This is a genomic window from Caballeronia ptereochthonis (assembly GCF_001545075.1).
In the GTDB taxonomy this organism is placed as follows: Bacteria; Pseudomonadota; Gammaproteobacteria; order Burkholderiales; family Burkholderiaceae; genus Caballeronia; species Caballeronia ptereochthonis.
In genome coordinates, this window is record NZ_FCOB02000002.1 from 167,430 (window position 1) to 189,024 (window position 21,595).

19 protein-coding genes and 1 riboswitch are annotated in these 21,595 nt (G+C 65.8%); of the genes, 9 read left to right on the forward strand and 10 right to left on the reverse strand.

Features of this window, described 5'->3' with window-relative positions; all coding sequences use genetic code 11:
• Positions 1-5 precede the first annotated feature (5 nt).
• Entirely contained in the window at positions 6-389 is a 384-nt protein-coding gene (locus tag AWB83_RS02760) for a hypothetical protein (RefSeq protein WP_087042853.1), read from the reverse strand.
• A 130-nt stretch (positions 390-519) separates the two neighbouring features.
• Here AWB83_RS02760 and AWB83_RS02765 point away from each other — a divergent pair, with 130 nt between their 5' ends.
• The 3 genes from AWB83_RS02765 to AWB83_RS02775 all read left to right on the forward strand — a co-directional run bounded on the left by AWB83_RS02765 (position 520) and on the right by AWB83_RS02775 (position 3,885).
• Positions 520-768 (forward strand): hypothetical protein, encoded by a 249-nt coding sequence (locus tag AWB83_RS02765; RefSeq protein ID WP_087042854.1) that lies wholly within the window; start codon positions 520-522, stop codon positions 766-768.
• A gap of 66 nt (positions 769-834) precedes the next feature.
• Positions 835-1,158: a hypothetical protein gene (locus tag AWB83_RS02770; RefSeq protein ID WP_087042855.1), complete on the forward strand. Its 324-nt coding sequence runs from the start codon at positions 835-837 to the stop codon at positions 1,156-1,158.
• A gap of 171 nt (positions 1,159-1,329) precedes the next feature.
• Positions 1,330-3,885 (forward strand): glucose/quinate/shikimate family membrane-bound PQQ-dependent dehydrogenase, encoded by a 2,556-nt coding sequence (locus tag AWB83_RS02775; protein WP_087042718.1) that lies wholly within the window; start codon positions 1,330-1,332, stop codon positions 3,883-3,885.
• Between the two features lie 55 nt (positions 3,886-3,940).
• Here AWB83_RS02775 and AWB83_RS36670 read toward each other — a convergent pair whose 3' ends face one another.
• Positions 3,941-4,078, reverse strand: coding sequence for a hypothetical protein (locus AWB83_RS36670; RefSeq protein ID WP_167389055.1), 138 nt, complete (start codon positions 4,076-4,078; stop codon positions 3,941-3,943).
• A 456-nt stretch (positions 4,079-4,534) separates the two neighbouring features.
• On the opposite strand from AWB83_RS36670, the gene AWB83_RS02780 reads away from it, so the two are divergent.
• Positions 4,535-6,040 carry an outer membrane protein assembly factor BamB family protein gene (locus tag AWB83_RS02780; protein WP_208636693.1) on the forward strand — a complete coding sequence of 502 codons (1,506 nt, stop codon included), beginning with the start codon at positions 4,535-4,537 and terminating at the stop codon, positions 6,038-6,040.
• Positions 6,041-6,182: 142 nt separating this feature from the next.
• Here the strand turns inward: AWB83_RS02780 and AWB83_RS02785 are convergent, their stop codons facing one another.
• Complete coding sequence (locus AWB83_RS02785; RefSeq protein WP_087042720.1) at positions 6,183-6,629, reverse strand: ester cyclase; 447 nt, start codon at positions 6,627-6,629, stop codon at positions 6,183-6,185.
• Positions 6,630-6,741: 112 nt separating this feature from the next.
• A riboswitch (yybP-ykoY riboswitch) is annotated at positions 6,742-6,915 on the forward strand.
• 10 nt (positions 6,916-6,925) lie between these two features.
• Here AWB83_RS02785 and mntP point away from each other — a divergent pair.
• Both mntP and alr read left to right on the forward strand, forming a co-directional pair.
• Positions 6,926-7,495: a manganese efflux pump MntP gene (gene mntP / locus AWB83_RS02790; protein WP_087042721.1), complete on the forward strand. Its 570-nt coding sequence runs from the start codon at positions 6,926-6,928 to the stop codon at positions 7,493-7,495.
• A 172-nt stretch (positions 7,496-7,667) separates the two neighbouring features.
• Positions 7,668-8,771: an alanine racemase gene (gene alr, locus AWB83_RS02795; RefSeq protein WP_087042722.1), complete on the forward strand. Its 1,104-nt coding sequence runs from the start codon at positions 7,668-7,670 to the stop codon at positions 8,769-8,771.
• Between the two features lie 55 nt (positions 8,772-8,826).
• On the opposite strand, the gene AWB83_RS02800 is transcribed toward alr, so the two are convergent.
• The 5 genes from AWB83_RS02800 to AWB83_RS02820 all read right to left on the reverse strand — a co-directional run bounded on the left by AWB83_RS02800 (position 8,827) and on the right by AWB83_RS02820 (position 14,509).
• Positions 8,827-9,591 carry a hypothetical protein gene (locus AWB83_RS02800; RefSeq protein ID WP_087042856.1) on the reverse strand — a complete coding sequence of 255 codons (765 nt, stop codon included), beginning with the start codon at positions 9,589-9,591 and terminating at the stop codon, positions 8,827-8,829.
• A 193-nt stretch (positions 9,592-9,784) separates the two neighbouring features.
• On the reverse strand, positions 9,785-11,170 hold the full coding sequence (locus AWB83_RS02805) for a CoA transferase (RefSeq protein WP_087042723.1): 1,386 nt from the start codon (positions 11,168-11,170) through the stop codon (positions 9,785-9,787).
• Positions 11,171-11,232: 62 nt separating this feature from the next.
• A complete protein-coding gene (gene pdxA, locus AWB83_RS02810; protein WP_087042724.1) occupies positions 11,233-12,234 on the reverse strand; it encodes a 4-hydroxythreonine-4-phosphate dehydrogenase PdxA in 1,002 nt (333 codons plus the stop codon).
• 23 nt (positions 12,235-12,257) lie between these two features.
• Positions 12,258-13,514, reverse strand: coding sequence for a four-carbon acid sugar kinase family protein (locus tag AWB83_RS02815; RefSeq protein ID WP_087042725.1), 1,257 nt, complete (start codon positions 13,512-13,514; stop codon positions 12,258-12,260).
• Positions 13,511-14,509: a 2-keto-3-deoxygluconate permease gene (locus AWB83_RS02820; protein WP_087042726.1), complete on the reverse strand. Its 999-nt coding sequence runs from the start codon at positions 14,507-14,509 to the stop codon at positions 13,511-13,513. Before AWB83_RS02820 ends, AWB83_RS02815 begins: the two co-directional genes overlap by 4 nt.
• A 278-nt stretch (positions 14,510-14,787) precedes the next feature.
• On the opposite strand from AWB83_RS02820, the gene AWB83_RS02825 reads away from it, so the two are divergent.
• On the forward strand, positions 14,788-15,546 hold the full coding sequence (locus AWB83_RS02825; RefSeq protein ID WP_087042727.1) for a DeoR/GlpR family DNA-binding transcription regulator: 759 nt from the start codon (positions 14,788-14,790) through the stop codon (positions 15,544-15,546).
• An 18-nt stretch (positions 15,547-15,564) separates the two neighbouring features.
• Here AWB83_RS02825 and AWB83_RS02830 read toward each other — a convergent pair whose 3' ends face one another.
• Together AWB83_RS02830 and AWB83_RS02840 are read right to left on the reverse strand one after the other, a co-directional pair.
• Positions 15,565-18,060, reverse strand: a complete 2,496-nt coding sequence (locus AWB83_RS02830) for a hybrid sensor histidine kinase/response regulator (RefSeq protein WP_087042728.1) — start codon at positions 18,058-18,060, stop codon at positions 15,565-15,567.
• Positions 18,061-18,650: 590 nt separating this feature from the next.
• On the reverse strand, positions 18,651-19,988 hold the full coding sequence (locus AWB83_RS02840; protein WP_087042730.1) for an aminotransferase-like domain-containing protein: 1,338 nt from the start codon (positions 19,986-19,988) through the stop codon (positions 18,651-18,653).
• Between the two features lie 90 nt (positions 19,989-20,078).
• Between AWB83_RS02840 and AWB83_RS02845 the strand changes: the two genes are divergently transcribed.
• A complete protein-coding gene (locus tag AWB83_RS02845; protein WP_087042731.1) occupies positions 20,079-20,693 on the forward strand; it encodes a DJ-1/PfpI family protein in 615 nt (204 codons plus the stop codon).
• Positions 20,694-20,891: 198 nt separating this feature from the next.
• Entirely contained in the window at positions 20,892-21,587 is a 696-nt protein-coding gene (locus AWB83_RS02850) for a GntR family transcriptional regulator (RefSeq protein WP_244197543.1), read from the forward strand.
• Positions 21,588-21,595 lie beyond the last annotated feature (8 nt).

The window sequence follows — 21,595 nt, forward strand, 5'->3', positions numbered from 1 at the left end:
CATCGCTACATCGCGGGACAGGACAGCACTTTCTGCGGCGGCAGGCTGCCCGGTCCCGTGTCCACTTTCGTGCCCCGTGTCGGCGTCAGGATGAGCCGCACGGCGTTCGTGCCTTCATTCGCGAGCACGTACTGATCGCCGCTTCCTTCCGGCTGCCAGTACACGCGATAGACCTCGCCATCCTTGTACACGTGCAGCGCACCGTGCCGCACGTTGCCGCCGCGCCAGAAATTCACGGCTTCGCCCTCGCGCAACGTAATCATTGCGTCCTGTCCGCCCGTTGCGCTTTCCAGCGTGCCGCATACGACATCGTCGGCGCGGGCGTGTGCGCAGAAAGCGAGCGCGGCCGCGCAAAGGCTCGCGTGAAGGCTGATTGATGCGCGATTCATCGTCATTCGACTCCTCCAGAAGGGACCCGGCGCGCGTGCGCCCTGCCGCGCTCCACGCAAGATATGCGCCGCCGTTCTTTCGCGCGTGTGCTACTTTGAATGGAGGCAGCGTTCGATCATGGAGGCCGCCATGTCAGTGATCGCACCGGACGAACGAGCGGATTTTCTGGCGATTCTCTCGCGCCATCGGCTCGATGAAAGCGATTTCCTCGTGCAGGAGGGCGGCGCCTGCGATGTCGTGGACGACGTGTACCCGCTGCAGGGCGTCGTCACCATCACGCGGCGCTCGACGCTGAAGGAACGCGAATACCGCATCGGACACGGCACGGAATGGACCGCCGCGTTCGAAAAGGATTTGAACAAGGGCGTGTTCGGCTGAATGAACGCGCCTCAGGAGTCGAATCACGCAGTCCTTCCTTACGCACTTTTTGACGCGGAGCAGGCGATGAGACCGACCGAATTCAAATCGTTCAAGGCGCACGTCGCGATGATGTTGCGCGATCTTCCGCGCGGCGTGACCGCGGACCTGACCGACGTCGCCGTCGCTTACTGGAATGGCACGCAAGTGGTCGGCGCGTATCTGCGCGACAACGGCCGCATCGACGAGGATTTCGATTTCGATGAAAACGCGTGGGGCAACTGGCGTGAAGAATTTCTGATGTGGTTCGACGCGCCGCGTTTCTCCGAACGCGCCGATCTGAAGGCGGCATTCGTTTCCGGCGCGATTCTCGCCAACCTACCCGGCGGACTCTGGCCACGACAACTCTGATTTGCGCGCCTGCCGCACCAATGCAGCCAGTCCACCCATAGGCACGCTCCGTACGCCCAGCCTTCCGCCGAAACGGCACGCAGATTGCTCCACCCGACGACGCGACAGCGTCCGAACCACGACCGCTTGCCGGCCGTGTTCCGCCCAATCATCGTCACGGAGGGATTCAGCATGGCTGGCAACGGAAGACTTCATCCGCTTACGTTCTTTACGGCCATCGTGTTCATCGTCATCGGCGCGCTGCTGGCGGCAGGCGGCGCGTACCTCGCGGCGCTGAAGGGATCCTGGTACTACGTGATCGCGGGTGCGGCCATCGTCCTGACCGGGCTTTTGCTGCTGATACGGCGCCGCTCGGCGCTCCTGCTTTTTGCGCTCGTGCTATTCGGCTCGACGATCTGGGCCGTGGTTGAAGTGCATTTCGATTTCTGGCAATTGCTGCCGCGCTTGTGGATCTGGGTGCTGCTCGCGATCTGGCTGCTGATTCCCTTCGTGCATCGCGGCGCGCTGTTCGGTCCGCCTTCCACCGCGCGCGCCGCGCGCACGCCGCTCGCCGCCGCCATCATTCTGGCGCTTCTGCTCGGCATCGGCACCTATTTCAACGATCCGCATGACCGGCCCGGTCGCATCGACGTGGAGGTCGCCGCCGACGCCAACCAGCCGGATGCGAATGCGGGCACCGGCCGCGCGCCCGGCGACTGGGTCGATTATGGCGGCTCGCCGCTCGCGCAGCGTTACGTGCCGCTTACGCAGGTCACGCCGGAAAACGCGCATCAGTTGAAAGTCGCGTGGACCTACCGCACGGGCGACATGCCCGGCCCCGACGATCCCACCGAGACCACCGACGAAAATACGCCGCTCAAGGTCGGCGACACGATTTTTCTGTGCACGCCGCATAGCAAGGTGATCGCGCTCGACGCCACGACCGGCAAGGAAAAGTGGCGCTTCGATCCGCAGATCCGGAGCCCGATCGGGTTCAAGCACTGGGAGCACATGACTTGCCGGGGCGTCGCCTACTACGATCCGGCGGCGCATGGGGTGGCCGCCGCCGCGCCCGCCGCGGCTTCCGATGCGGTTTCCGACCTGGCGGCTGCCGCCAGCGCGCCGCCGGCATCGGATGCGCAGGCCGCCTCCGCCGCGTCCGCGCCGGCCGAAGCGGCGGCGGTTCCGGCATCGGCGCCCGCCGCGCCGGTGCAGACGCCCGCGCAGACCACGGCCCTGGCCGAATGCCCGCGCCGCCTGTTCCTGCCGACCGCCGATGCCCGCCTCATCGCGCTCGACGCCGACACCGGCAAGCTCTGCACGGGCTTCGGCAAAGGCGGTGCGATCGATCTGCGCGCCAACATCGGCCCGTTCACGCCGGGCGGCTACTATTCGACGTCGCCGCCCGCGGTCTTCCGCAATCTCGTGATCGTCGGCGGTCACGTGACCGACAATGAATCGAACAACGAGCCGTCGGGCGTGATCCGCGCGTTCGACGTGAGCGACGGCCATCTCGTCTGGAACTGGGATTCGGGCAACCCGGACGCCACCGAGCCGATCGCGCCGGGCGGCACCTACGTGCGCAACTCGCCCAACATGTGGTCGATGTTCAGCGTCGACGAGAAGCGCGGCATGATCTACCTGCCGATGGGCAATCAAACACCCGACCAGTGGGGCGGCCAGCGCACGCCGCAGGCCGAGAAGTTCGCGGCGGGCCTCGTCGCGCTCGATGCCGCGACGGGCAAGCTGCGCTGGAACTACCAGTTCACGCACCACGATCTGTGGGATATGGACGTGGGCGGCCAGCCGACGCTCGTCGACCTGCAGACGGCGCAGGGCATGCAGCCGGCGGTGATCGCATCGACGAAGCAGGGCAGCATCTACGTGCTGAATCGCGAGACGGGGCAGCCGATCGTGCCGATCAGCGAAGCGCCGGTGCCGCAGGGCGCCGCGAAGGGCGATCGCACGTCGCCGACGCAGGCCGTCTCGGCGCTCAACTTCAACCCGCCGCGCGTGACGGAAGCGGACATGTGGGGCACGACGCCCTTCGATCAACTCTGGTGCCGCATCAAGTTCAGGAGTCTGCGCTACGACGGACCGTTCACGCCGCCGTCGGAACAGGGCACGCTCGTGTTCCCCGGCAATTTCGGGGTGTTCGACTGGGGCGGGATTTCGGTGGATCCGGTGCGGCAGATTCTGATCGCGAATCCGGACTACATGGCGTTCACGTCGAAGCTGATTCCGCGCGAGCAGATTCCGGAGAGCAACGGCGAGAAGAAGGGCAGCGAGACGAGCGGCATCAAGCTGGCGCGCGGCACGCCTTTCGGCTTCGAGATCAGCGCGTTTCTCTCACCGCTGGGAATTCCGTGCCAGGCGCCGCCGTGGGGCTATGTGGCGGGCGTCGATCTGCGCACGAACAAGATTGCTTGGATGCACAAGAACGGCACGATCGTCGACAGCGCGCCCTTGCCGATTCCGATGCCGCTCGGCGTGCCGAGCCTGGGCGGAACGATCGTGACGGCCGGCGGTGTCGCGTTCCTGACGGGCACGCTCGACCAATACGTGCGCGCCTATGACGTGCGCGACGGCAAGAAACTATGGGAGGCGCGGCTGCCGGCGGGCGGCCAGGCGACGCCGATGAGCTATGCGGATGCCAACGGCAAGCAGTATCTGCTGGTGACCGCCGGCGGGCACGGCTCGCTCGGGACGAAGGCCGGGGATTACGTCATCGCATACGCGCTGCAGTGAGCGTGGCAATGACGCGGTATTAAGCGCGCGGGGAATATTTCCCCGCGCTGAGGCGTTAGATCGCTCGACGGTACGCTTCGGCCATCAGTGCGCTGACCTTGGCGCGGGCCTTGAGGGCGTCGCGAGTGGCGGCACGCAGCTTTGCGGCGATGAACGAAACGAGGGCGATCGGCGTTGCGGCGATGATTCCCATGGTGAACTCCGTGCTAAGGGTAACTATCTAGGTAATAACCCTAGGTTAGCACATATGACGCGTTGCAACAAATTCCTTTTGGGAAATTTGATGATGCGCAACGCGAGGGGCCAAGGCCCCGGCTGTCTTGCTCGTCCGGAAAGGAGAATGCAAATGAAAGCGCATATCCCGGGTCGTGCCGCCGCGTTCGGCGCCGTGGTCGTGACGGCGATCATCGTCGCGTGTAGCGGCGGGGGCTCCAGCGGCGATTCGGCATCGACGGCGACGGGCGGCAGCGCGCCTTCGGGCGCATCAAGCCCCTCTGGCGCATCAGCGGGCGGAACGACCGCGCCGGGCGGCGGAAGCACGGGCACGGGAAGTTCGGGAAGCACGGGAAGCACGGGAAGCGGCAGCGGAACGGGCAGCAACGCGGGCGGCGGCTCCGGCACCGGTACGACTACGCCGGTGGGGAACCCGATGGATGTCGCCACCTGGCACAACGATATCGGCCGCACGGGCCAGCAACTCGCGGAAACCACCCTCACGCCCGCGAACGTCAACTCCAGCACCTTCGGCAAGCTAGCCGTCTTTTCCGTCGATGGCGCCGTCGACGCCGAGCCGCTCTTCCTCGCCGGCGTGCCGATCGCGGGCGGCACGCACAACGTGCTGTATGTCGCGACGGAGAACGCAAGCGTCTACGCCTTCGACGCCGACAGCGGCGCCGTGCTCTGGAAAACCACGACGCTCGGCAGCGGCGAATCGCCCAGCGATGATCACGGCTGTTCGCAGATCACGCCGACGATCGGCATCACGGCAACGCCGGTCATCGACCGGTCGCGCGGCCCGAACGGCGCGATGTACGTGGTCGGCATGTCGAAGGACGGCTCGGGCGGCTATCACCAGCGCATTCACGCGCTCGACATCAAGACGGGCGCCGAACTCTTCAACGGCCCGACGGAAATCACCGCGACGTATCCCGGCAATGGCCTCGGCAGCCAGAACGGCGCGGTCTCGTTCGATCCGGGCCAGTACGCCGAGCGCGCGTCGCTGCTGCTGCTCAACGGCGTCGTCTATACCGCGTGGACCTCGCACTGCGACATCCTGCCGTACACCGGCTGGGTGATCGGCTACAACGCGAACACGCTCCAGCAGGCGAGCGTGCTGAACCTCACGCCGAACGGCCAGATGGGCGCGATCTGGATGAGCGGCGCGGGCCTCGCGTCGGACGGCGCGTCGATCTATTTCCTCGACGCGAACGGCACCTTCGACGCCACGCTCAACGCGCAGGACATGCCGATCAACGGCGACTTCGGCAATGGCTTCCTGAAACTCGGCACGACGCCGACGCTCACCGTGACGGACTATTTCCAGCCGTCGAACACGGTGCAGGAATCGAACGCCGACGAGGACCTCGGCTCTGGCGGCGCGCTCGTGCTGCCCGATCTCGCCGACGCGAGCGGCACGATCCGTCACCTGGCGCTCGGCGCGGGCAAGAACTCGACGATCTACGTAGTGAACCGCGACTCGATGGGCAAGTTCGATTCGAACGCGGACCACATCTATCAGGAGCTCGTCGGGCAGATTCGCGGCCCGATGTTCGCGGCGCCCGCATACTTCAGCAACACGGTGTATTTCGGCTCGATCGGCGACAGCATCAAGGCGTTCACGATCACGAACGCCGCGCTTTCAGCCACTCCCGCGAGCCAGACCGCGAATTCGTTCGGCTCGCCGGGCGCTACGCCGAGCGTTTCGGCGAACGGCCGGACGAACGGCATCCTGTGGGCGGCGGAGAACGGCACGATCGCCGGCCTGCGTGCTTACGATGCGACCAATCTCGCCCGCCAGCTCTACAACAGCGGCGATACCGGCGGGCGCGACCAGTTCGGCCAGGGCAACAAGTTCATCACGCCGATGATCGCGAACGGCAAGGTGTATGTCGGCACGAAGAATGGCGTCGGCGTGTTCGGGCTGCTGGGGAAGTGAACGCGCGGCTTCCTCTCCCTGTTCGACGACGCGCGCGCGGGCGTCGAGCGTGTGACGAGCCGCGGCCGCTGGAGGCGCTCGTCGGGTTGCTGGAGAAGAAGGCGCGTGCGGCGGGCTTCGGACGCGTGCGCGAGTCGCGCGCCTAGACGCGCGGATTCATCCGGGGCGGCACGGCGTCCAGTTGCCGGAACACGCTCAGCCAGTCCTCGAGATGCCAGGTTTTCGAGACGCGGCCGTCGCGCAGTTCGTGGAACGAGTGGATGGCGAAGCGGATGGGTTTCTTCGTAGCGGCGATGCCCATCAACGGGCCGGACTGCGTGCCGCTCACTTCGGCGCGCACGCCGACGCGGTTGTTCTGCGTCAGCATGTCCAGAATCTCGATGCGCATGTCCGGCAGCGCGTTGGCGAGATCGGCGAAGATGGGGATCATCTGGTTGGGACCGGGCTTTTGTCCGGGCGGCTCGGGAATGTATTGCCAGTCGGGCGTGACCGCCTCGCGCAGCAGCGCGACATCCTTGCTCGAAAACGCGCGGTAGAGACGCTCGACCGCTTCGCGCGCCGCTGCTTGTGTGAGCTGACCTGCCTGCATGGTGCCTCCGTCATGGTGCTGTCTGCATGAGGTGGGAACTGCGGCATAACGCATTCACTGTACCTCAATCGACGCGATCAACGCGGTAACGGCCGCCAAGTCGTGCTAAGCTCCGTTTCTTCGCTGGGGAGTAGCCGGCTTTTCCGCACCGGAAAAGCGCTCATGTCAACACGCTCGGTCGATCTTGACCGTGGCATGGGCAGCCATAACAAGGTTGGCAAGACCATCGACAGAAATCCGCGACCGGTCGGGCGCGTGTTCTGTCGTTCCATCTTGCCCGACCAGAGCGCTACTCGATGAACCTCGCCTCCACCCTGTTTCTCGCATTCGCCATGTCCACCGACGCCTTCGCCGCCGCTGTCGGCAAGGGCGCGACGCTCCACAAGCCACGCATCGCCGAGGCGCTGAAGACCGGCGTGATCTTCGGCGTGATCGAAGCGCTGACGCCGCTCGTCGGCTGGGCGCTCGGCAAGGCCGCCGCGCAATATGTGACCGCCTGGGACCACTGGATCGCGTTCGGCCTGCTGTTTTTGCTCGGCGCGCGCATGATTCGCGAGGGCTCGAGCGGCGTGCGCCACGAAGAAGAAAAGCCCAGTTCCCATTCCTTCTGGGTGCTCGCGCTCACCGGTTTCGCCACCAGCATCGACGCGATGGCGGTCGGTGCGGGTCTCGCGTTCATTGATGTCGACATTTTCTCGACCGCGGCGACCATCGGCTTCGCGACGATGCTGATGGTGACGATCGGCGTGATGGTCGGACGGCTCGTCGGCGCGACCATCGGCAAGCGGGCGGAGATCGCGGGCGGCCTGATGCTGATCGGCGTCGGCAGCGTCATTCTGGCTGAGCATCTCGGCTATCTGAGCTGAGCGCGCGGGCCTGGGATGAAAAGCAGTTCGACAGGCGTTTCGACCAAAAAAATTAATAAATATATTAACAAATACTACATATTGGTCGATACGATTCATCAATCCACTGCCTTCAAACCAAAACTCAGCACGACGCACTGCATGCGAACGACCGTCGTGCCCCGGAGCACTCATGCCACGTCCGATTTCCGCGCGCATCCATCTCGACGCCGTCCGTCATAACCTCCAGCTCGTCAAGCGCACGGCGGCATCGTCGCGCGTCTGGGCCGTCATCAAGGCGAACGCCTATGGCCACGGCATCGAGCGGATCTATCCCGCGCTCGCGGAAGCGGACGGCATCGCGCTGCTCGATCTCGACGAAGCCGTGCGCGTGCGCGAACTCGGCTGGACCCGGCCGATCCTCCTGCTGGAAGGTATTTTCGAACCTGAAGACGTCGAGCTGGCGGACCGTCACCGCCTGGTCGTCACGGTGCATTGCGACGATCAGCTCCACATGCTGAAGGCCGCGCGGCCGCGCGAGCGCATCGATATCCAGTTGAAGATGAATTCGGGCATGAACCGGCTCGGATATCGTCCGGCGGAGTTCGAGGGCGCGTGGGAGCGCGCGTCGGGCATCGAGGCGATCGGCTCGATCGGTCTCATGAGCCACTTCGCGAATGCGGACGACGGCGCGATCGACTGGCAGATCGACGAGTTCGATGCCGCCACGCGCGATCTTCCCGGCACGCGTTCGCTGTCGAATTCGGCGGCGGTGCTTTGGCATCCGCGCGCGCATCGCGACTGGGTGCGGCCCGGCACGATTCTCTACGGCGCGTCGCCGACGGGTTGTGCGCGTCACATCGAAGGCTTCTCCTTGCGTGCCGCGATGACGCTCGAAAGCCGCATCATCGGCGTGCAGACGCTCGATGCCGGCGAGACGATCGGCTATGGCCGCACCTTCACGGCGGATCGCCCGATGCGCATCGGCGTGGTTGCGTGCGGCTATGCGGACGGCTATCCGCGCCACGCGCCGGCGGGCACTCCGGTGACGGTGGATGGCGTGCGCACGCACATCGTCGGACGCGTGTCGATGGACATGCTCACGGTCGATCTCACGCCGTGCCCGGCGGCGGGCATCGGTTCATCGGTCGAATTGTGGGGCGAGCACGTCAAGGTGGACGAAGTGGCGGAGCCGTCGGGGACGATCGGTTACGAGCTGATGTGCGCGCTCGCGCGGCGCGTGCCGGTGAGCATCGACGCGGGCGTGTCGAGCGAACCCGAAGCTCGATCCGCTTGACCCTCGCGTAGCTGCCTGGGTTCGTGCGCGAATTGATCGGCGCGCCGGCGCCGCATCAGCGCGTGGCCGCCAGATAGAACGCGGTGGAGCGCTGCGGCGTAACCCCGACGATGCTCATCTGATTGTTGACGACGGTGGCTTCCACCGGCATCGTCACGCCGCTGCCGGTCGCGCAGGAGGAATTGGTGAACGTCAGCGTGCCGTCGAGAATATGCTTGCCCGTCGCGCGCGGCTTGAAGTTGCCGGCAAAGGTGCATGCACCCTGCGCGCCCGTCACCGAGCCGTCAGCCGCGAACGTGATGGCCGTCGTCGTGGTGATGTTCGCCGGGTTTCTCCAGGTGCCGAGCACGTCGCTGATCGCGAGCGGCGTGTCGTAGGTGGCGTTGTAATTGCCGTTGAAGCTCAGCGCCGTGGTATTCGGCGTCGTGTTGATCGATGCCGTCGCCGCGAGCGTGCTCTTCGCCGTGAAGGTTCCGGAGAGCGTTCCTGCGATGATCGCGCCCAGGTAATGCACCGCGACGGTCGCCGGATCGGTGAACGCGCCGTCGCTGGCCGTGACGATCCCTTCCGTCAGCCAGACGAGGCCGCCGTTCTCCGTATAGATGCTGAAATACTGCCCGGTCTCGAGGACGATCGTCTGCGCGGCGAGGCCGGTCGTCGTCGCGCCGAACCAGATGCCTTCGGGAATCGCGTGCGAAGTCTTGGCGACACACGTTTTGTGCAGATCTCCGCTCGTGACGCACGTTTCGTCGTTCCCTCCGCCTCCGCAGGCGGCGAGAACGGGCAGTGCGAGCAGCACGATCTTCGAGAGCAGTTTCATGAGAACGTTGTTGGTTGTCTTTTTGGAAATGAGCACGGACGGCTGCGCTTTATGGCGCGCCAACAACGCATTAACGGAACGTTCTGTGGAAACTTGAGGTGACTTCGAGCCGCGCGTGGGACGCGTCGGGAAAAGCGTTCGTGGTGTGACCGAAGCGGAGGCCGGCCGTTTCCAGCCTCCTCTTGCAAACTGCTCACCAGCTCGGGTCGGACGCCCCCGGCGGCACGGAAGGCCGCGCGTAACCCGTGGGTGTGCGCTCCAGGCATGCGCTCGGCCGCACCGCCATCAACTCTCCATATCCTGACTCGTAGCGCTCGACATACGGCGCGAAATCCGGCTTCGCGGTCTTCAACCCGCCATCGACGCGGCCCAATCCGCGCAACCACTGCCCCGTCTGCGCGAGCGAGATCCGCACATGCCAGCTGCCGCCTTCGCGCTGCTGCTTCCATAACGCCGCCGCCGCGCCGAACGCCATCAGGAATCCGCTCGCCATATCGAGCGTCTGCATCGGCAATGCACGCGGCTTGCCTTCGCCTGCCGCTTCGCCTTCCGCGGCATTGAATCCCATCGCGGTCTGCACGAGCGAATCGAAGCCGCGTCGCTCGGCCCACGGTCCTTCGGTGCCGTACGCCGTAAGCGACGTATAAACGATGCCGGGCCGACGCTCGGCCAGCGCGTCCGGCCCGAATCCGAGCGAAGCCAGGCCGCCCGGCCGATACCCCTGCGAAAAAACATGCGCCTCATCGATCAGCCGCCAAAGCGTCTCTCGATCGCTCGTTGCGCGCAAATCGAGCAGCGCCGACCTCTTTCCCCGGCTCGTATCGGCAATTGCGGGAATATTCGGCAAATGCGGCGCGTTCACGAGCATGACATCCGCGCCGAAAGCAGCGAGCGCGCGCCCGCCGACCGGCCCCGCGAGAATGCGCGTGAAATCGAGCACACGCAGGCCATCGAGCGGCCGCGCATCGGCCGACAAGGGAGGCAAGGCGAGCGGCGGCGCATCGCCGATGCGCGTGATCGTCATCAGCGGCTGCGCGGCGATGGCCTTGGCCTGCGGCGTCGCATCCCATTCATCGAACGTGCGCAGCATCGTGACCACCAGACCTTGCCCGGCCGCTGCGTTCTCGTAATCGATCGCACGCCAGGAGAGCAAGGCGCGTTCGGCATCCTCACGCGTCGCGGTTCGCGGATCGAGCCCGAGCAGACGCAGCGCGCCGTCCTGATGATGTTCGAAGTTCGCGTGAATGCGCACATATCCATCGGCGCAGCGATAGAGACCGGAGAAGCGTCCCCATGTCTCCGGCTCCTTGCCATCGACGGTGAAAGCCCCGGTGCATTCGACAGCCGCATGCGTCATATCGACGGAAACGCGCTGCCTCGCGACACCCCGCGCCGCGCCAAGCTCGCAAGCCGCGAGCGCCGCCGCGCCGATCGTCGCCTGCGCCGCCGTGCCGACAGCAAAGCTGGAGGGAAAGACCGGATCCCGGCCAGGAAGATCGATGAAGGCAAGCGCATCGTCGGGCAAGCCGGCGATGCGCCAGATACGGCTTAACGTATCGAAAGAAGTTTGAAAAGACATGATCGATCCGCGCGAGCGCTTCGTGTGAAGCGCCTATTGTCGCGCCGACCGCGAATGCGCGCTCAGTGGCGTCGCGTCGCCAGCTCCGCGCCCTGGCGCAGCGCTTCGAGCATGCTGCCTTCGTCCGCGATGCCCTTGCCCGCGATATCGAACGCCGTGCCGTGATCGACCGATGTGCGGATCACCTCGAGCCCGACCGTTACGTTCACGCCCGCCTCGAGGCCGAGCACCTTCACGGGACCATGCCCCTGATCGTGATACATCGCGACGACGAGATCGAAGTCGCCGCGTCCCGCGCGATAGAACAGGGTATCGGCGGGCAGGGGTCCCGTCACGTCGAGCCCGCGTTCCTGCAGCACCTTGATGGCGGGAATGATCTTCTCCTCTTCCTCGCCGTAGCCGAACAGGCCGTTCTCGCCCGCATGCGGATTGATGCCGCACACACCGATACGCGGCTTCGCGATGCCCGCTTTCACGAGCGTCGCGTTGCCGCGCTCGATCGTGCGCTGCACGAGACCCGGCTCGATCTTGCGGATCGCATCGATGATGCCGATATGCGTCGTCACGTGAATCACGCGCAATTGCGGCGCGACGAGCATCATCGACACTTCGTCGACGCCCGTCAGATGCGCGAGCATCTCCGTGTGGCCGGGGAATTTGTGGCCGCCCGCGTGCAGCGCTTCCTTGTTGAGCGGCGCGGTGCAGATCGCATCGATCTGATTGGCCTGAGCCAGTTCCACGGCACGCGCGATGTACTGATATGCCGCATCGCCCGCGACGGCGGACAGCTCGCCGAAGGGCAGATCGTCGGGAATCAGGCCGAGGTCGATGCAATCGATCACACCCGGCTCGTAGCGCGCCTGCGACGCATCCTCGACGCGACGCACCTTCGCCTTGCCGCCGACGATCTCGTTCGCGCGCTCGAGGCGGCGCGCATCGCCGATCACGAGCGGACGGCACTGCCGATAGACCGCATCGTGCGCGAGGCTCTTGACGACGATTTCCGGGCCCACGCCGCTTGCGTCGCCCATCGTGATGCCGATTACGGGAAGATAGTTGCTCATGATTTTCGTCTGGATGATATCGGTTACTGACGCGCGACGGGAATGTCCGCGCCGCGCAGATGCAGGTACGCGCCGAGCAGCGCATGCTCGCTGCCAAATGCGCCGGCTTTGGTGACGATGGCGGGGCCGTTGCCGCTGGATGGCCGGCCGAGCGCGACGCCCGCTTCGATTTCGCGCACGAGTTCGAGGCTGCCGACATGCGCCGCGGCAAGCATCGCGCGCGCGGTTTCGCCGCCGGTCGCGATGAGTCCGCCGAGCCTGTCGAAGTGAGGCGCGACGAGCGCCGCGAGCGCGTTCGACAGAAGCGCGCCTTCCACGGGATCGAAGGCGTCGTCTCGGCCGATGCGCACGATCGCGTCTTCATTGCCGCGCACACTCGCGCCGATGCGCGCGTGCCACGCCTGCCATTCCGGATGACGCGCGCCGTCGCGCAATACGGCGGGCGGCACGATCATCTCGCAGACGCCCGCTTCGGCGCGCAGCATCGCGCATTGACGCTCGGAGATCGCGGAGAGACTGCCGACGAGCGCGAGTATCGGGCCTCGCGTCGGGTCCATCGAGCGCGCGGCGTGCGAAGCAGCGCCCGCATCGAAGAGATCCGGCAGCGCGGCCAGCTCGCGCGCGAGTCCGCCCGAGCCGACCCAGAAGAACGGCTCATCGACCGATGCGGTCACGCGCGCGAGCGCGGCGAGATCGTCGCTCGTTTCCGCATCGACGATGATCGCGCCGATGCCGTCAGCCGGAGCCGATGCAATCATCGCGACGATATGCTGCGGCGCCGCGCGCAACGCATCGAGCGCGACATGCGCGATGCGCAAGCCCGCCGCTTCGAGCATGACGCGCAATGCCGCGTCCTGCCCGGCGTTTTCCAGCTTCCACGTTTCGGTTTCTTCGAGCGGAACGCCTCGCACGATCACGCGGCCACCGCGCACGGTGCGGCCCGTCGCCGGAAACGCCGGCGTGACGATCGCCGGACCCGCGAGCGCGGCGAGCGCCGCGACTTCGGCGCTCCAGTTGCCGCGCAAAGTCGAATCGATCTTCTTGTACAGACGCCGTCCCGGCGCGCGCAACGCCTGCCATGCGTTCGCCGTGCGCGTCGCGGCTTCGGCGGGCGCGAGGCGGCGCGTGTCGGTGTCGGCTGCGATCACCACCGCGCTTTCATCCGGTGCGCTCGCGTCGAGCGCCACGACCGTCTTGCGGCCGTCCGCCGCGAATGCGATGGCGCAGTCGGCGGCGCCCGAGAGATCGTCGGCGACGATCAGCAAGCTCGACGCCTTCATTGCGTCGCCTCCCGCGCCTTCGCGGACGAGCGCGCCTCGTGCCGCGCGTTCACGCGCTTCGCGATGCCGGCCGTCAGCACCGGCGACACGATGGCCGTCACGACCACGCACGCCGCGACGAGCAGCGTCGCCGTCCTGGCCGCTTCGGCATAGACAGGATTGGCCGCCGCGATCAGCGCGGGAACGGCCGCCGCGTTGCCCGCGGTATTCGCCGCCGCGGCGCCCGCGACGCCCGTGCCGCCGGTCAGGCGATCCGCGAAGTAGAGCGGAATGCCCGTCACGATCACGACCGCGAAGCCCAGGCCGATGCCGAGCAAACCGGCTTGCCAGACCTTGTGCAGGTCCAGGCTCGCGCCGAGCGCCAGCGCGAAGAACGGGATCATCACGGGCACGGCGCGGCCGAGGAAGTCGCGCATCTCGCGATCGAGATTGCCGAGCAGCATGCCGACCGCGAGCGGCAGGATGCTGCCGACGAGCGTCGGCCACGGAAACGCGGAGAGGCCCGCGACGCCGAGCGTGACCATCGTCAGGAACGGGCCGGATTCAAGTGACATGATCGTGTACGCGCCGACATCCTCCGAGCGGCCGTACTGGCCCATCAGCGCCATATAGAGACCGCCGTTGGTGTCGTTCATCGCGGCGACGACGGCGAGCGTCGAGATGCCCGCGAACAGGCCGGACGTCACCGGCTGCTCGCCGAGAAAATGCCCGAGCACGATGCCCGCGACGATCGCCGTGCCGACCTTCGTCGCGAACAGCGCGCCGCCTTTCTTGAGGAGATAGGGCGTCGCCTTCACGTCGATGCTCGCGCCCATGCAGACATAGAACACCGCGAGAATCGGCAGCGCGCCGGTGAAGAGCGCGTTCGTGAACGAGCCGAAGAACTTCGGCATTCCCGGGGTGAAGGTCGCGATCAGCGAGCCGATCAGCAGCGGGACGATCATCATCCCGCCGGGCACGCGCTCGACGGCGCGCTTGATGTGAATCTGAGCCATGCGTGTCTCCAGAGTGGTTTATGGCCGAATCAGTCACAGATTGATCGATTCGATCAAATCGAAGTGTATTCCTCCGCGCTGCTTTGCGCAAACCGGTCGCCACAGGCGTTTACCCTGATCGATTTGGACCAAATTGCCGGTTTGAATGATCGAATCGATCAAAACGTCGGCTGCGCGGTCTGAAGTGAGTGCGAGCATTCGGCGAACCCGGCCGGTTCGCTACACTGTGCGTCCTCGCCGAACAAGCGAACGCAACCACTCAGCACTCAGGAAACAGGATGAAAGTCGAGAAACGCCGCGAGGCGATGCTCAAAGCGGTGCTCTCCGGCATGAACGATGTCGCCGCTCTGTGCGAGCACTTCGGCATGTCGGAGGCGACGGTGCGCCGAGACCTGCGGGCGCTGGCCGAGGAGCGGCGCATCGTGCGCACGTACGGCGGCGCGGCGTCGGTGGGCATGCACGAGCCGGAGGAGTCGCTCGATACCCGGCGCGCGAGTTTCCGCGAGCAGAAGGAAGCGATCGCGCGCGCGGCGGCGCGCCACGTGCAGGACGGCGACACGATCTTTCTCGACGGCGGCACGACGACCGCCGCGCTCGCGCGATGTCTCGCCGGGCGCACGGAGATTCACGTCGTGACGAACAACCTGCTTGCGGTGAGCGTGCTCGCGGCGGCGGAAGTGCCCGTGACGCTGATCGGCGGCGACGTGCGGCCGTCGAGCATGAGCACGCTTGGGGCGCTCGCGCAGGTGGCGCTGTCGCGCGTGACGTTCGACAAGGCGTTTCTCGGCGCGGACGGCGTCGTCGCGGGGCGCGGGCTGTGCGAAGCGACGGCGGAGCAGGCGTTCCTGAAGGAATGCATCATCGGGCAGGCGGCGGCCGTGTTCGTGCTGGTCACGTCGAACAAGCTGGAGCGCGCGAGCCAGCAGCACTGGACGCCGCTGGAACGCAACTGGACGCTCGTCACCGATGCATTGGCCGAAGCGCCCGTGCTCGCGCGCTTCGAGGAGCGGGGGAATGTGACGGTGGAATGCGCGTGACGCGCGTGCCGGAAAGCGTCACGCGCGCCCCGCCAGCGCCAGCACGCGCTCCAGTTCCGGAAGATCGACCGGCTTGACGAGATGCGCATCGAAGCCGGCGGCGCGCGTGCGGGCCCTGTCCTCGTCGGAGCCGAGTCCTGTCATCGCCGCGACGATCACGCGCTTGCCCTCGTCGCGCATGCGGCGGATCACGTCGAAGCCCGTCATGCCCGGCATCGACAGATCGAGCAGCACGACTTGCGGCCGGTCCGCCTCGAATGAATCGAGCGCGTCTGGCCCGTCATAGGCTGCGCGCGCATGGTGGCCGAGCATCTCGACGAGCAGGGCCATGCTGTCGGCGGAATCGCGGTTGTCGTCGACGACGAGCACGGCGAGCTGATGGCCCGCGGCCGCGGCAGTCGCCGCGTCCGCCGCTGCGCCGTCCGCCTGCGGCTCCGCGAGCGGCAGCCACAGCGAGAACGCGCTGCCCTTGCCCGCGCCGCCGCTCTTCGCCTCGACGTGCCCGCCATGCAGCTCCGCGATCGCACGCACGAGCGTCAGGCCGATGCCGAGGCCGCCTTCGTCGGGATGCGCGCCCGGCGGATGCTCCTGCACGAACAGATCGAACACGATGCCGAGCGCTTCCGGAGAAATGCCGCGGCCCTGATCGATCACGCGCACCATGATCGAGCCGCCGCGCGGGCCGACTTCGAGCGTGATGGTCGATGCGGGCGGGCTGAACTTCGACGCGTTGTTGAGCAGATTGTTGAGCGCCTGAACGAGCCGCGTCGGATCGCCGTTCACGTAGAGCGGCCGACCGCTCTCCAGCACCACGATGCGCTGCCCGCGCTCGTCGAAGAGCGGCTGGCTCGCCTCGACGCTCAGATGCACGACATCCGCGATATCGAGGATGTCGGTCGTCAGGCGGATCTTGCCCGAGCTCACGCGTCCGGCTTCGAGCAGGTCGTCGACGAGCCTGGTGAGATGCGCGAGCTGCCGGTCGACGATCTGGCGGCTGCGGATCACGTCGGCGTCGTCGGAAGCCTTCAGCTTGAGAATGCTCACCGCGTTGCGGATCGGCGCGAGCGGATTGCGCAGTTCGTGGCCGAGCAGCGCGAGAAACTCGTTCATGCGCCGGCTCGACGCTTCGAGCTCTTCGAGCCGCCGCCGCGCGGTCATGTCGCGCGTGATCTTGACGAAGCTCTGCTCGCCGCCGCTATTGCTCGGCAGCGCGCTCAGGATCATGTGCGCCCAGAACTCGGAGCCGTCCCTGCGCAGGTGCCAGCCTTCGTGCTCGACGCGTCCGCGCTTGGCCGCCAGCGTCAGATCGTCGCCGGGACGGTCGCGGCCGTGTTCGTCGGACGTATAGAACAGCGCGAAGTGGCGGCCGATCGCTTCCGCCGCCGTGAACCCGTAGATGGCGCGCGCGCCGTCGTTCCACGAGCGCACGTAGCCGTTCTGATCGAGCATGCAGATCGCGTAATCGCTCACCGAATTGATCAGAAGGCGCAGGCGCTCGTTCGCCTCGGTCGCGCGGCGCCGGTCGGTGATGTCGTGCACGAAGCACGCGAACTGGCGCTGGCCCTCGTACCACACTTCGCTGATCGTCAGCTCGGCGGCGAACTCGCTGCCGTCGCGGCGCAGCGCGGGCAGCTCGACGCGCTGGTTGATCATGCGCGCCTCGCCCGTCGCGAGATAGCGCGTGAGCCCCGCGCGATGCGCGTCGCGAAAGCGATCGGGTACGATGAACGCGGCGAGCTCCTTGCCCGCGACTTCCTGCTGCTTCCAGCCGAAGAGCAGCGCCGCGGCCTCGTTCCAGTCGACCGTCATGCCCGCTTCGTCCATCGACACGAACGCGACATGCGCGTTGTCAAGCACGGTCTGACGCCGGCGCAAGGCGTCGGCGAGCTTCTTTTCGTATTCGATGCGCAGCGACGACTCCACGGTGAGATCGGCGGCGACGCTGGCGTTTTCCTTCAGCAGGTCGCGGTTCTCCTGCGCGATTTCCTCGCGCGCGATGGTTTCCGCGATGCACGCGCAAAACGCGTGCAGGATGCCGATGTCCGACTGGCCGAAATGGTCGACTTCGCCGGAGATGAGTTTCAGCACCGCGACCGAGCGGCCTTCGTAGATGACCGGCGCGACGACCATCGACACCGCGCCGACCGCCTCGCACGCGACGCGGTCCACGCGATGGTCCGTCGCCGTGTTGCGGCTGATGAGCGCCTGCTGGCGCGTGATGCACAGGCCCGACAGGCTGCCGGCGGTGGGCAGCCGCACGCCGACATGCACCGCCGCCGCGCCGCTCGCCGCGCGATAGACGAGTTCCTCGCCCTCGATCCATTCCACGACGGCGGACGCGACGTCCGCGACCTCTCTCAGCGTATCGGTGACTTTTTGCAGATACGCAGGCAGCGGGAGCCGCGAATGGGCGAGGCTTGCAAACGTGGCGAACCATCGCTGGAAATGCGCCTGCCGCTTATGTTCCGCCGTGAGTTTTTCTTTCGGTGTAGACGTCTCGTATTGAGTACGCATAGGCCAATTTCCAATCGATGGATCGCGACGGCAATCGCGAAACTATCGGGTTTGGTAAGACGGATTTTGGCTTCAATTGAAACACAAAAATAGCGCAATACGTTTGCTATTTACGATGAGTTTCAGGTCTGGGATTATCGATACATCCGAATGGAGGCTATCGGAAAAGGGGCTTGATTTTTGATCGCACTTATCGGGAAATTTGCTCAATTTATGTGCAAGAGCCGAGCGGAAGCCGCGGCGCTGGGCGCTTCGGGGGATTTATCGGAGACGCGGCGGGAGAGGAAACGCGAGCGAATGGTTTAATTGCGCACAGACGGATTACACGAGAATGCCTTGGTCCCGGTACGTCCGTCGCTGAAATGTCAGGCCCCGCTGGGCCCTTGCAATGGCGATTTGATTTGAAAACCGCAAAATCTGCCGTGGCGAATTCACGAGCGTGACATGCATCTTTTTCCATTCGATCCCGTTATTCCGCAGCCCACTCCTGGGCCGTCTCCGCTGGCGCAGTATCTGGCGCTGGCCGCTCATCGTGGAAAAAATCGACGAAGGGGCCTCCGGTGTCGCTTGCCGGCTGCGTTTTGCGACGCTCAGCAGGCATGCGCCTCGACCACCTGTTGAACCCTTCGCAACGCCTCCTCCAGCGTCCCGACATCCACCGACCCCAACGCCAGCCGCAACGCATGCGGCACGTGCGCCGCGGTACAGAACGGCTCGGCCGTCGAGACCGAAATCCGCTCGCGCATGAGCGCCGCCGCGATCCGGTCCGCGCGGACTTCCTCCGGCATCGGCAGCCACACGAAGTACGAAGCAGGATGCGCCACGCGCTTCAAACGGCCCAACGCGCTGGCCGCGATCGCCTGCCGCATCGACGCGTCCGCGCGTTTCTCGGCTTCGAGCCGCTCGACCGTACCGTCCTCCAGCCAGCCGCATGCGATCGCCGTCATCACGCCCGGCGTGTTCCACGTCGTCACTCTGATCGCGCGCTCGATCATCGGCGCCCATTCGAGTGGCGCCACGACATAACCGACGCGCAGGCCCGTCGCCACGCTCTTCGAGAACCCGGATACATAAACCGTGAGCTCCGGCGCGATTGCCGCGAGCGGCGGCGGGGCGTCGTCCGCGAGAAAGGCATAGGCGGCATCCTCGATGATGAACAAGCCATGCTTGCGCGCGATCGAGACCAGCTGCTTGCGCCTGCTCGCTTTCAGCACCCAGCCGAGCGGGTTGTGCAGCGTCGGCATCGTATAGATGGCGCGCACGCGGCGGCGCTTGCACAAGGTCTCGAGTGCGTCGAAATCAGGCCCCCCGCCCGAGCCGGGCAGCGGCGCGAGTTCCAGTCGATGCGCCTCGGCCAGCAGCTTGAAGCCGGTATACGTGAGCGCATCCACGGCCACCACGTCACCCGGCTTCAGGAGCGCCATCACGGTCGTGGCGAGCCCATGCTGCGCGCCATCGACGAGCATCACGTTCCCGCCCGTCACGGAAAGCCCGCGGCGCACGAGATGACGCGCGACAGACGCCCGCTCATGCACGCGGCCGCCATGCGGCTGATAGCGCAGCAGGGCCTCCAGATCGCCCGCCGATGACAGCTGCCGCAACGCATTGCGCAGCAGCTCCGCCTGACCGGCGAGCGCGGGATAGTTGAAGTTCAGATCGACCATGTCCGCGGCGATGGCCACCTGATCGATGCCGAGCTCGCGCGAAAGCGTCGTTTCCTTGACGAAGGTGCCGCGTCCCGTTTCGCCGCTGACGAGGCCCATCGCACCCAGTTCGGCATAGACGCGCGTGGCGGTGACGAGCCCGAGCCCTTCGCTCGCTGCCAGTTGCCGGTGCGTGGGCAGACGCGCGCCGGGCTTCAGACGGCCAGAGCGGATGTCGTCCGCGAATCGGTCGACGAGGTGCTTGTAGCGAGGCGGTTTCGGCATCGGAGGATGTATCCATGACAATGTTTTGATTGTATTCGTCATTGCCCGTAGCATGCACGCATGCAATCTTCGTCTTGAAAGGAGGACACGATGCACATCGCCATTCTCACGTTCGAGGGCTTCAACGAACTGGATTCGCTGATCGCGTTCGGCATTCTCAACCGCGTGAAGAAGCCGGACTGGAAGGTGTCGATCGCATGTCCATCGGCGGAAGTGCGTTCCATGAACGGTGTCGTGCTGAAAGCGCAGGCGTCGCTCGAAGACGCCGCGCATGCCGATGCCGTGATCGTCGGAAGCGGCATGCAGACACGCGAAGTCGTCGCCGATGCGGCATTGATGGCGCGTCTGAGGCTCGATCCCGCGCGTCAGCTGCTGGCCGCGCAATGCTCGGGAACGCTCGTTCTGGCGAAGCTCGGACTGCTTCGGGACGTTCCCGCATGCACGGACCTGACGACCAGGCCCTGGGTCGAGGAAGCGGGCGTGCGCACGCTCGATCAACCGTTCGTCGCGAACGGCAACGTCGCCACGGCGGGCGGATGTCTGGCGTCCCAGTATCTGGCCGCCTGGGTGATCGCACGGCTCGAAGGCCTCGAAGCGGCGCGCGGCGCAATGCATTACGTCGCGCCCGTCGGCGAAAAGGCAGCCTATGTCGAGCGCGCGATGCAAAACATCGCTCCGTTTCTGAGCGTGACCGCGCCCGCCTGATCGATCAGGAATCGTGCGCTGCAAAGCCCGTCGCGTCGCGCGTGACGGGCACATTCGTGCTGCATCTGCGCAAGGAAATCGCGCGTTCATAAGCGTTAAGCACTTCGGGAAAATCCCGACAGAAACATCAGACGTCTGATGTATATTCCAGGCACTGCCATCCGGGAGAGCCGCATGCGCCTGAGCGTCGAGCGTTCGATGAGCGACAAGATCCAGGAGTCGCTCCTGACGATGATCCGTGAGCGCAAGCTCAAGCCCGGCGACCAGATTCCCACTGAAATAGAGCTTTGCGAGCTGCTCGGCGTCGGCCGCTCCAGCTTGCGGGAGGCCGTGGCGCAGATGATCTCGCATGGCTTGCTGTCGCGTCAGCAAGGCAAGGGCACCTTCATCAGACAAATTTCGCTGACGCTGCATGGCGGGCTCGATGATCTGATGTCGGTGACGGACATGATCCGCAGCGTCGGCGCGGTGCCATCGACGAGCCGCATCCAGATGGACACGGTCGCGGCCTCGGAGAGTCTGGCGGAAAAGCTCGGCATCAGGCCCGGCGATCCATGCGTGCGGATCGAACGCGTGCGCCGCGCGGACGACGCCATCGCCGCGTACTGCATCGACACGATCCCGAAGCACGTTTTCGATGCCGCCGAGGGCGAGCTGGGCGAATCGCTCTTCGGCATGTTCGCGCGCACGGGGCGGCGGCTGTCGCACACGCATACGTCGATACAGCCGACCATCCTCACGCCGCGCGACCTGCCGGAACTGGGCGACGGCTTCGGCCTGTTTCTGCTGCTGGACGAAGTGGATTTCGATCAGAGCGGCGAGCCGCTTTGCTATAGCAACGACTACTACAACACGAGCATCTTCAAGTTCGATCTGGTGCGCAAGCGTCGCTGAAAGGCGCG

What these genes read in the sequence shown, in the direction of transcription:
- AWB83_RS02760 (WP_087042853.1), bottom strand. Translation starts at nt 389, where the DNA reads ATGAATCGCGCATCAATCAGCCTTCACGCGAGCCTTTGCGCGGCCGCG.
- AWB83_RS02765 (WP_087042854.1), top strand. Translation starts at nt 520, where the DNA reads ATGTCAGTGATCGCACCGGACGAACGAGCGGATTTTCTGGCGATTCTC.
- AWB83_RS02770 (WP_087042855.1), top strand. Translation starts at nt 835, where the DNA reads ATGAGACCGACCGAATTCAAATCGTTCAAGGCGCACGTCGCGATGATG.
- AWB83_RS02775 (WP_087042718.1), top strand. Translation starts at nt 1,330, where the DNA reads ATGGCTGGCAACGGAAGACTTCATCCGCTTACGTTCTTTACGGCCATC.
- AWB83_RS36670 (WP_167389055.1), bottom strand. Translation starts at nt 4,078, where the DNA reads ATGGGAATCATCGCCGCAACGCCGATCGCCCTCGTTTCGTTCATCGCC.
- AWB83_RS02780 (WP_208636693.1), top strand. Translation starts at nt 4,535, where the DNA reads ATGGATGTCGCCACCTGGCACAACGATATCGGCCGCACGGGCCAGCAA.
- AWB83_RS02785 (WP_087042720.1), bottom strand. Translation starts at nt 6,629, where the DNA reads ATGCAGGCAGGTCAGCTCACACAAGCAGCGGCGCGCGAAGCGGTCGAG.
- mntP (WP_087042721.1), top strand. Translation starts at nt 6,926, where the DNA reads ATGAACCTCGCCTCCACCCTGTTTCTCGCATTCGCCATGTCCACCGAC.
- alr (WP_087042722.1), top strand. Translation starts at nt 7,668, where the DNA reads ATGCCACGTCCGATTTCCGCGCGCATCCATCTCGACGCCGTCCGTCAT.
- AWB83_RS02800 (WP_087042856.1), bottom strand. Translation starts at nt 9,591, where the DNA reads ATGAAACTGCTCTCGAAGATCGTGCTGCTCGCACTGCCCGTTCTCGCC.
- AWB83_RS02805 (WP_087042723.1), bottom strand. Translation starts at nt 11,170, where the DNA reads ATGTCTTTTCAAACTTCTTTCGATACGTTAAGCCGTATCTGGCGCATC.
- pdxA (WP_087042724.1), bottom strand. Translation starts at nt 12,234, where the DNA reads ATGAGCAACTATCTTCCCGTAATCGGCATCACGATGGGCGACGCAAGC.
- AWB83_RS02815 (WP_087042725.1), bottom strand. Translation starts at nt 13,514, where the DNA reads ATGAAGGCGTCGAGCTTGCTGATCGTCGCCGACGATCTCTCGGGCGCC.
- AWB83_RS02820 (WP_087042726.1), bottom strand. Translation starts at nt 14,509, where the DNA reads ATGGCTCAGATTCACATCAAGCGCGCCGTCGAGCGCGTGCCCGGCGGG.
- AWB83_RS02825 (WP_087042727.1), top strand. Translation starts at nt 14,788, where the DNA reads ATGAAAGTCGAGAAACGCCGCGAGGCGATGCTCAAAGCGGTGCTCTCC.
- AWB83_RS02830 (WP_087042728.1), bottom strand. Translation starts at nt 18,060, where the DNA reads ATGCGTACTCAATACGAGACGTCTACACCGAAAGAAAAACTCACGGCG.
- AWB83_RS02840 (WP_087042730.1), bottom strand. Translation starts at nt 19,988, where the DNA reads ATGCCGAAACCGCCTCGCTACAAGCACCTCGTCGACCGATTCGCGGAC.
- AWB83_RS02845 (WP_087042731.1), top strand. Translation starts at nt 20,079, where the DNA reads ATGCACATCGCCATTCTCACGTTCGAGGGCTTCAACGAACTGGATTCG.
- AWB83_RS02850 (WP_244197543.1), top strand. Translation starts at nt 20,892, where the DNA reads ATGAGCGACAAGATCCAGGAGTCGCTCCTGACGATGATCCGTGAGCGC.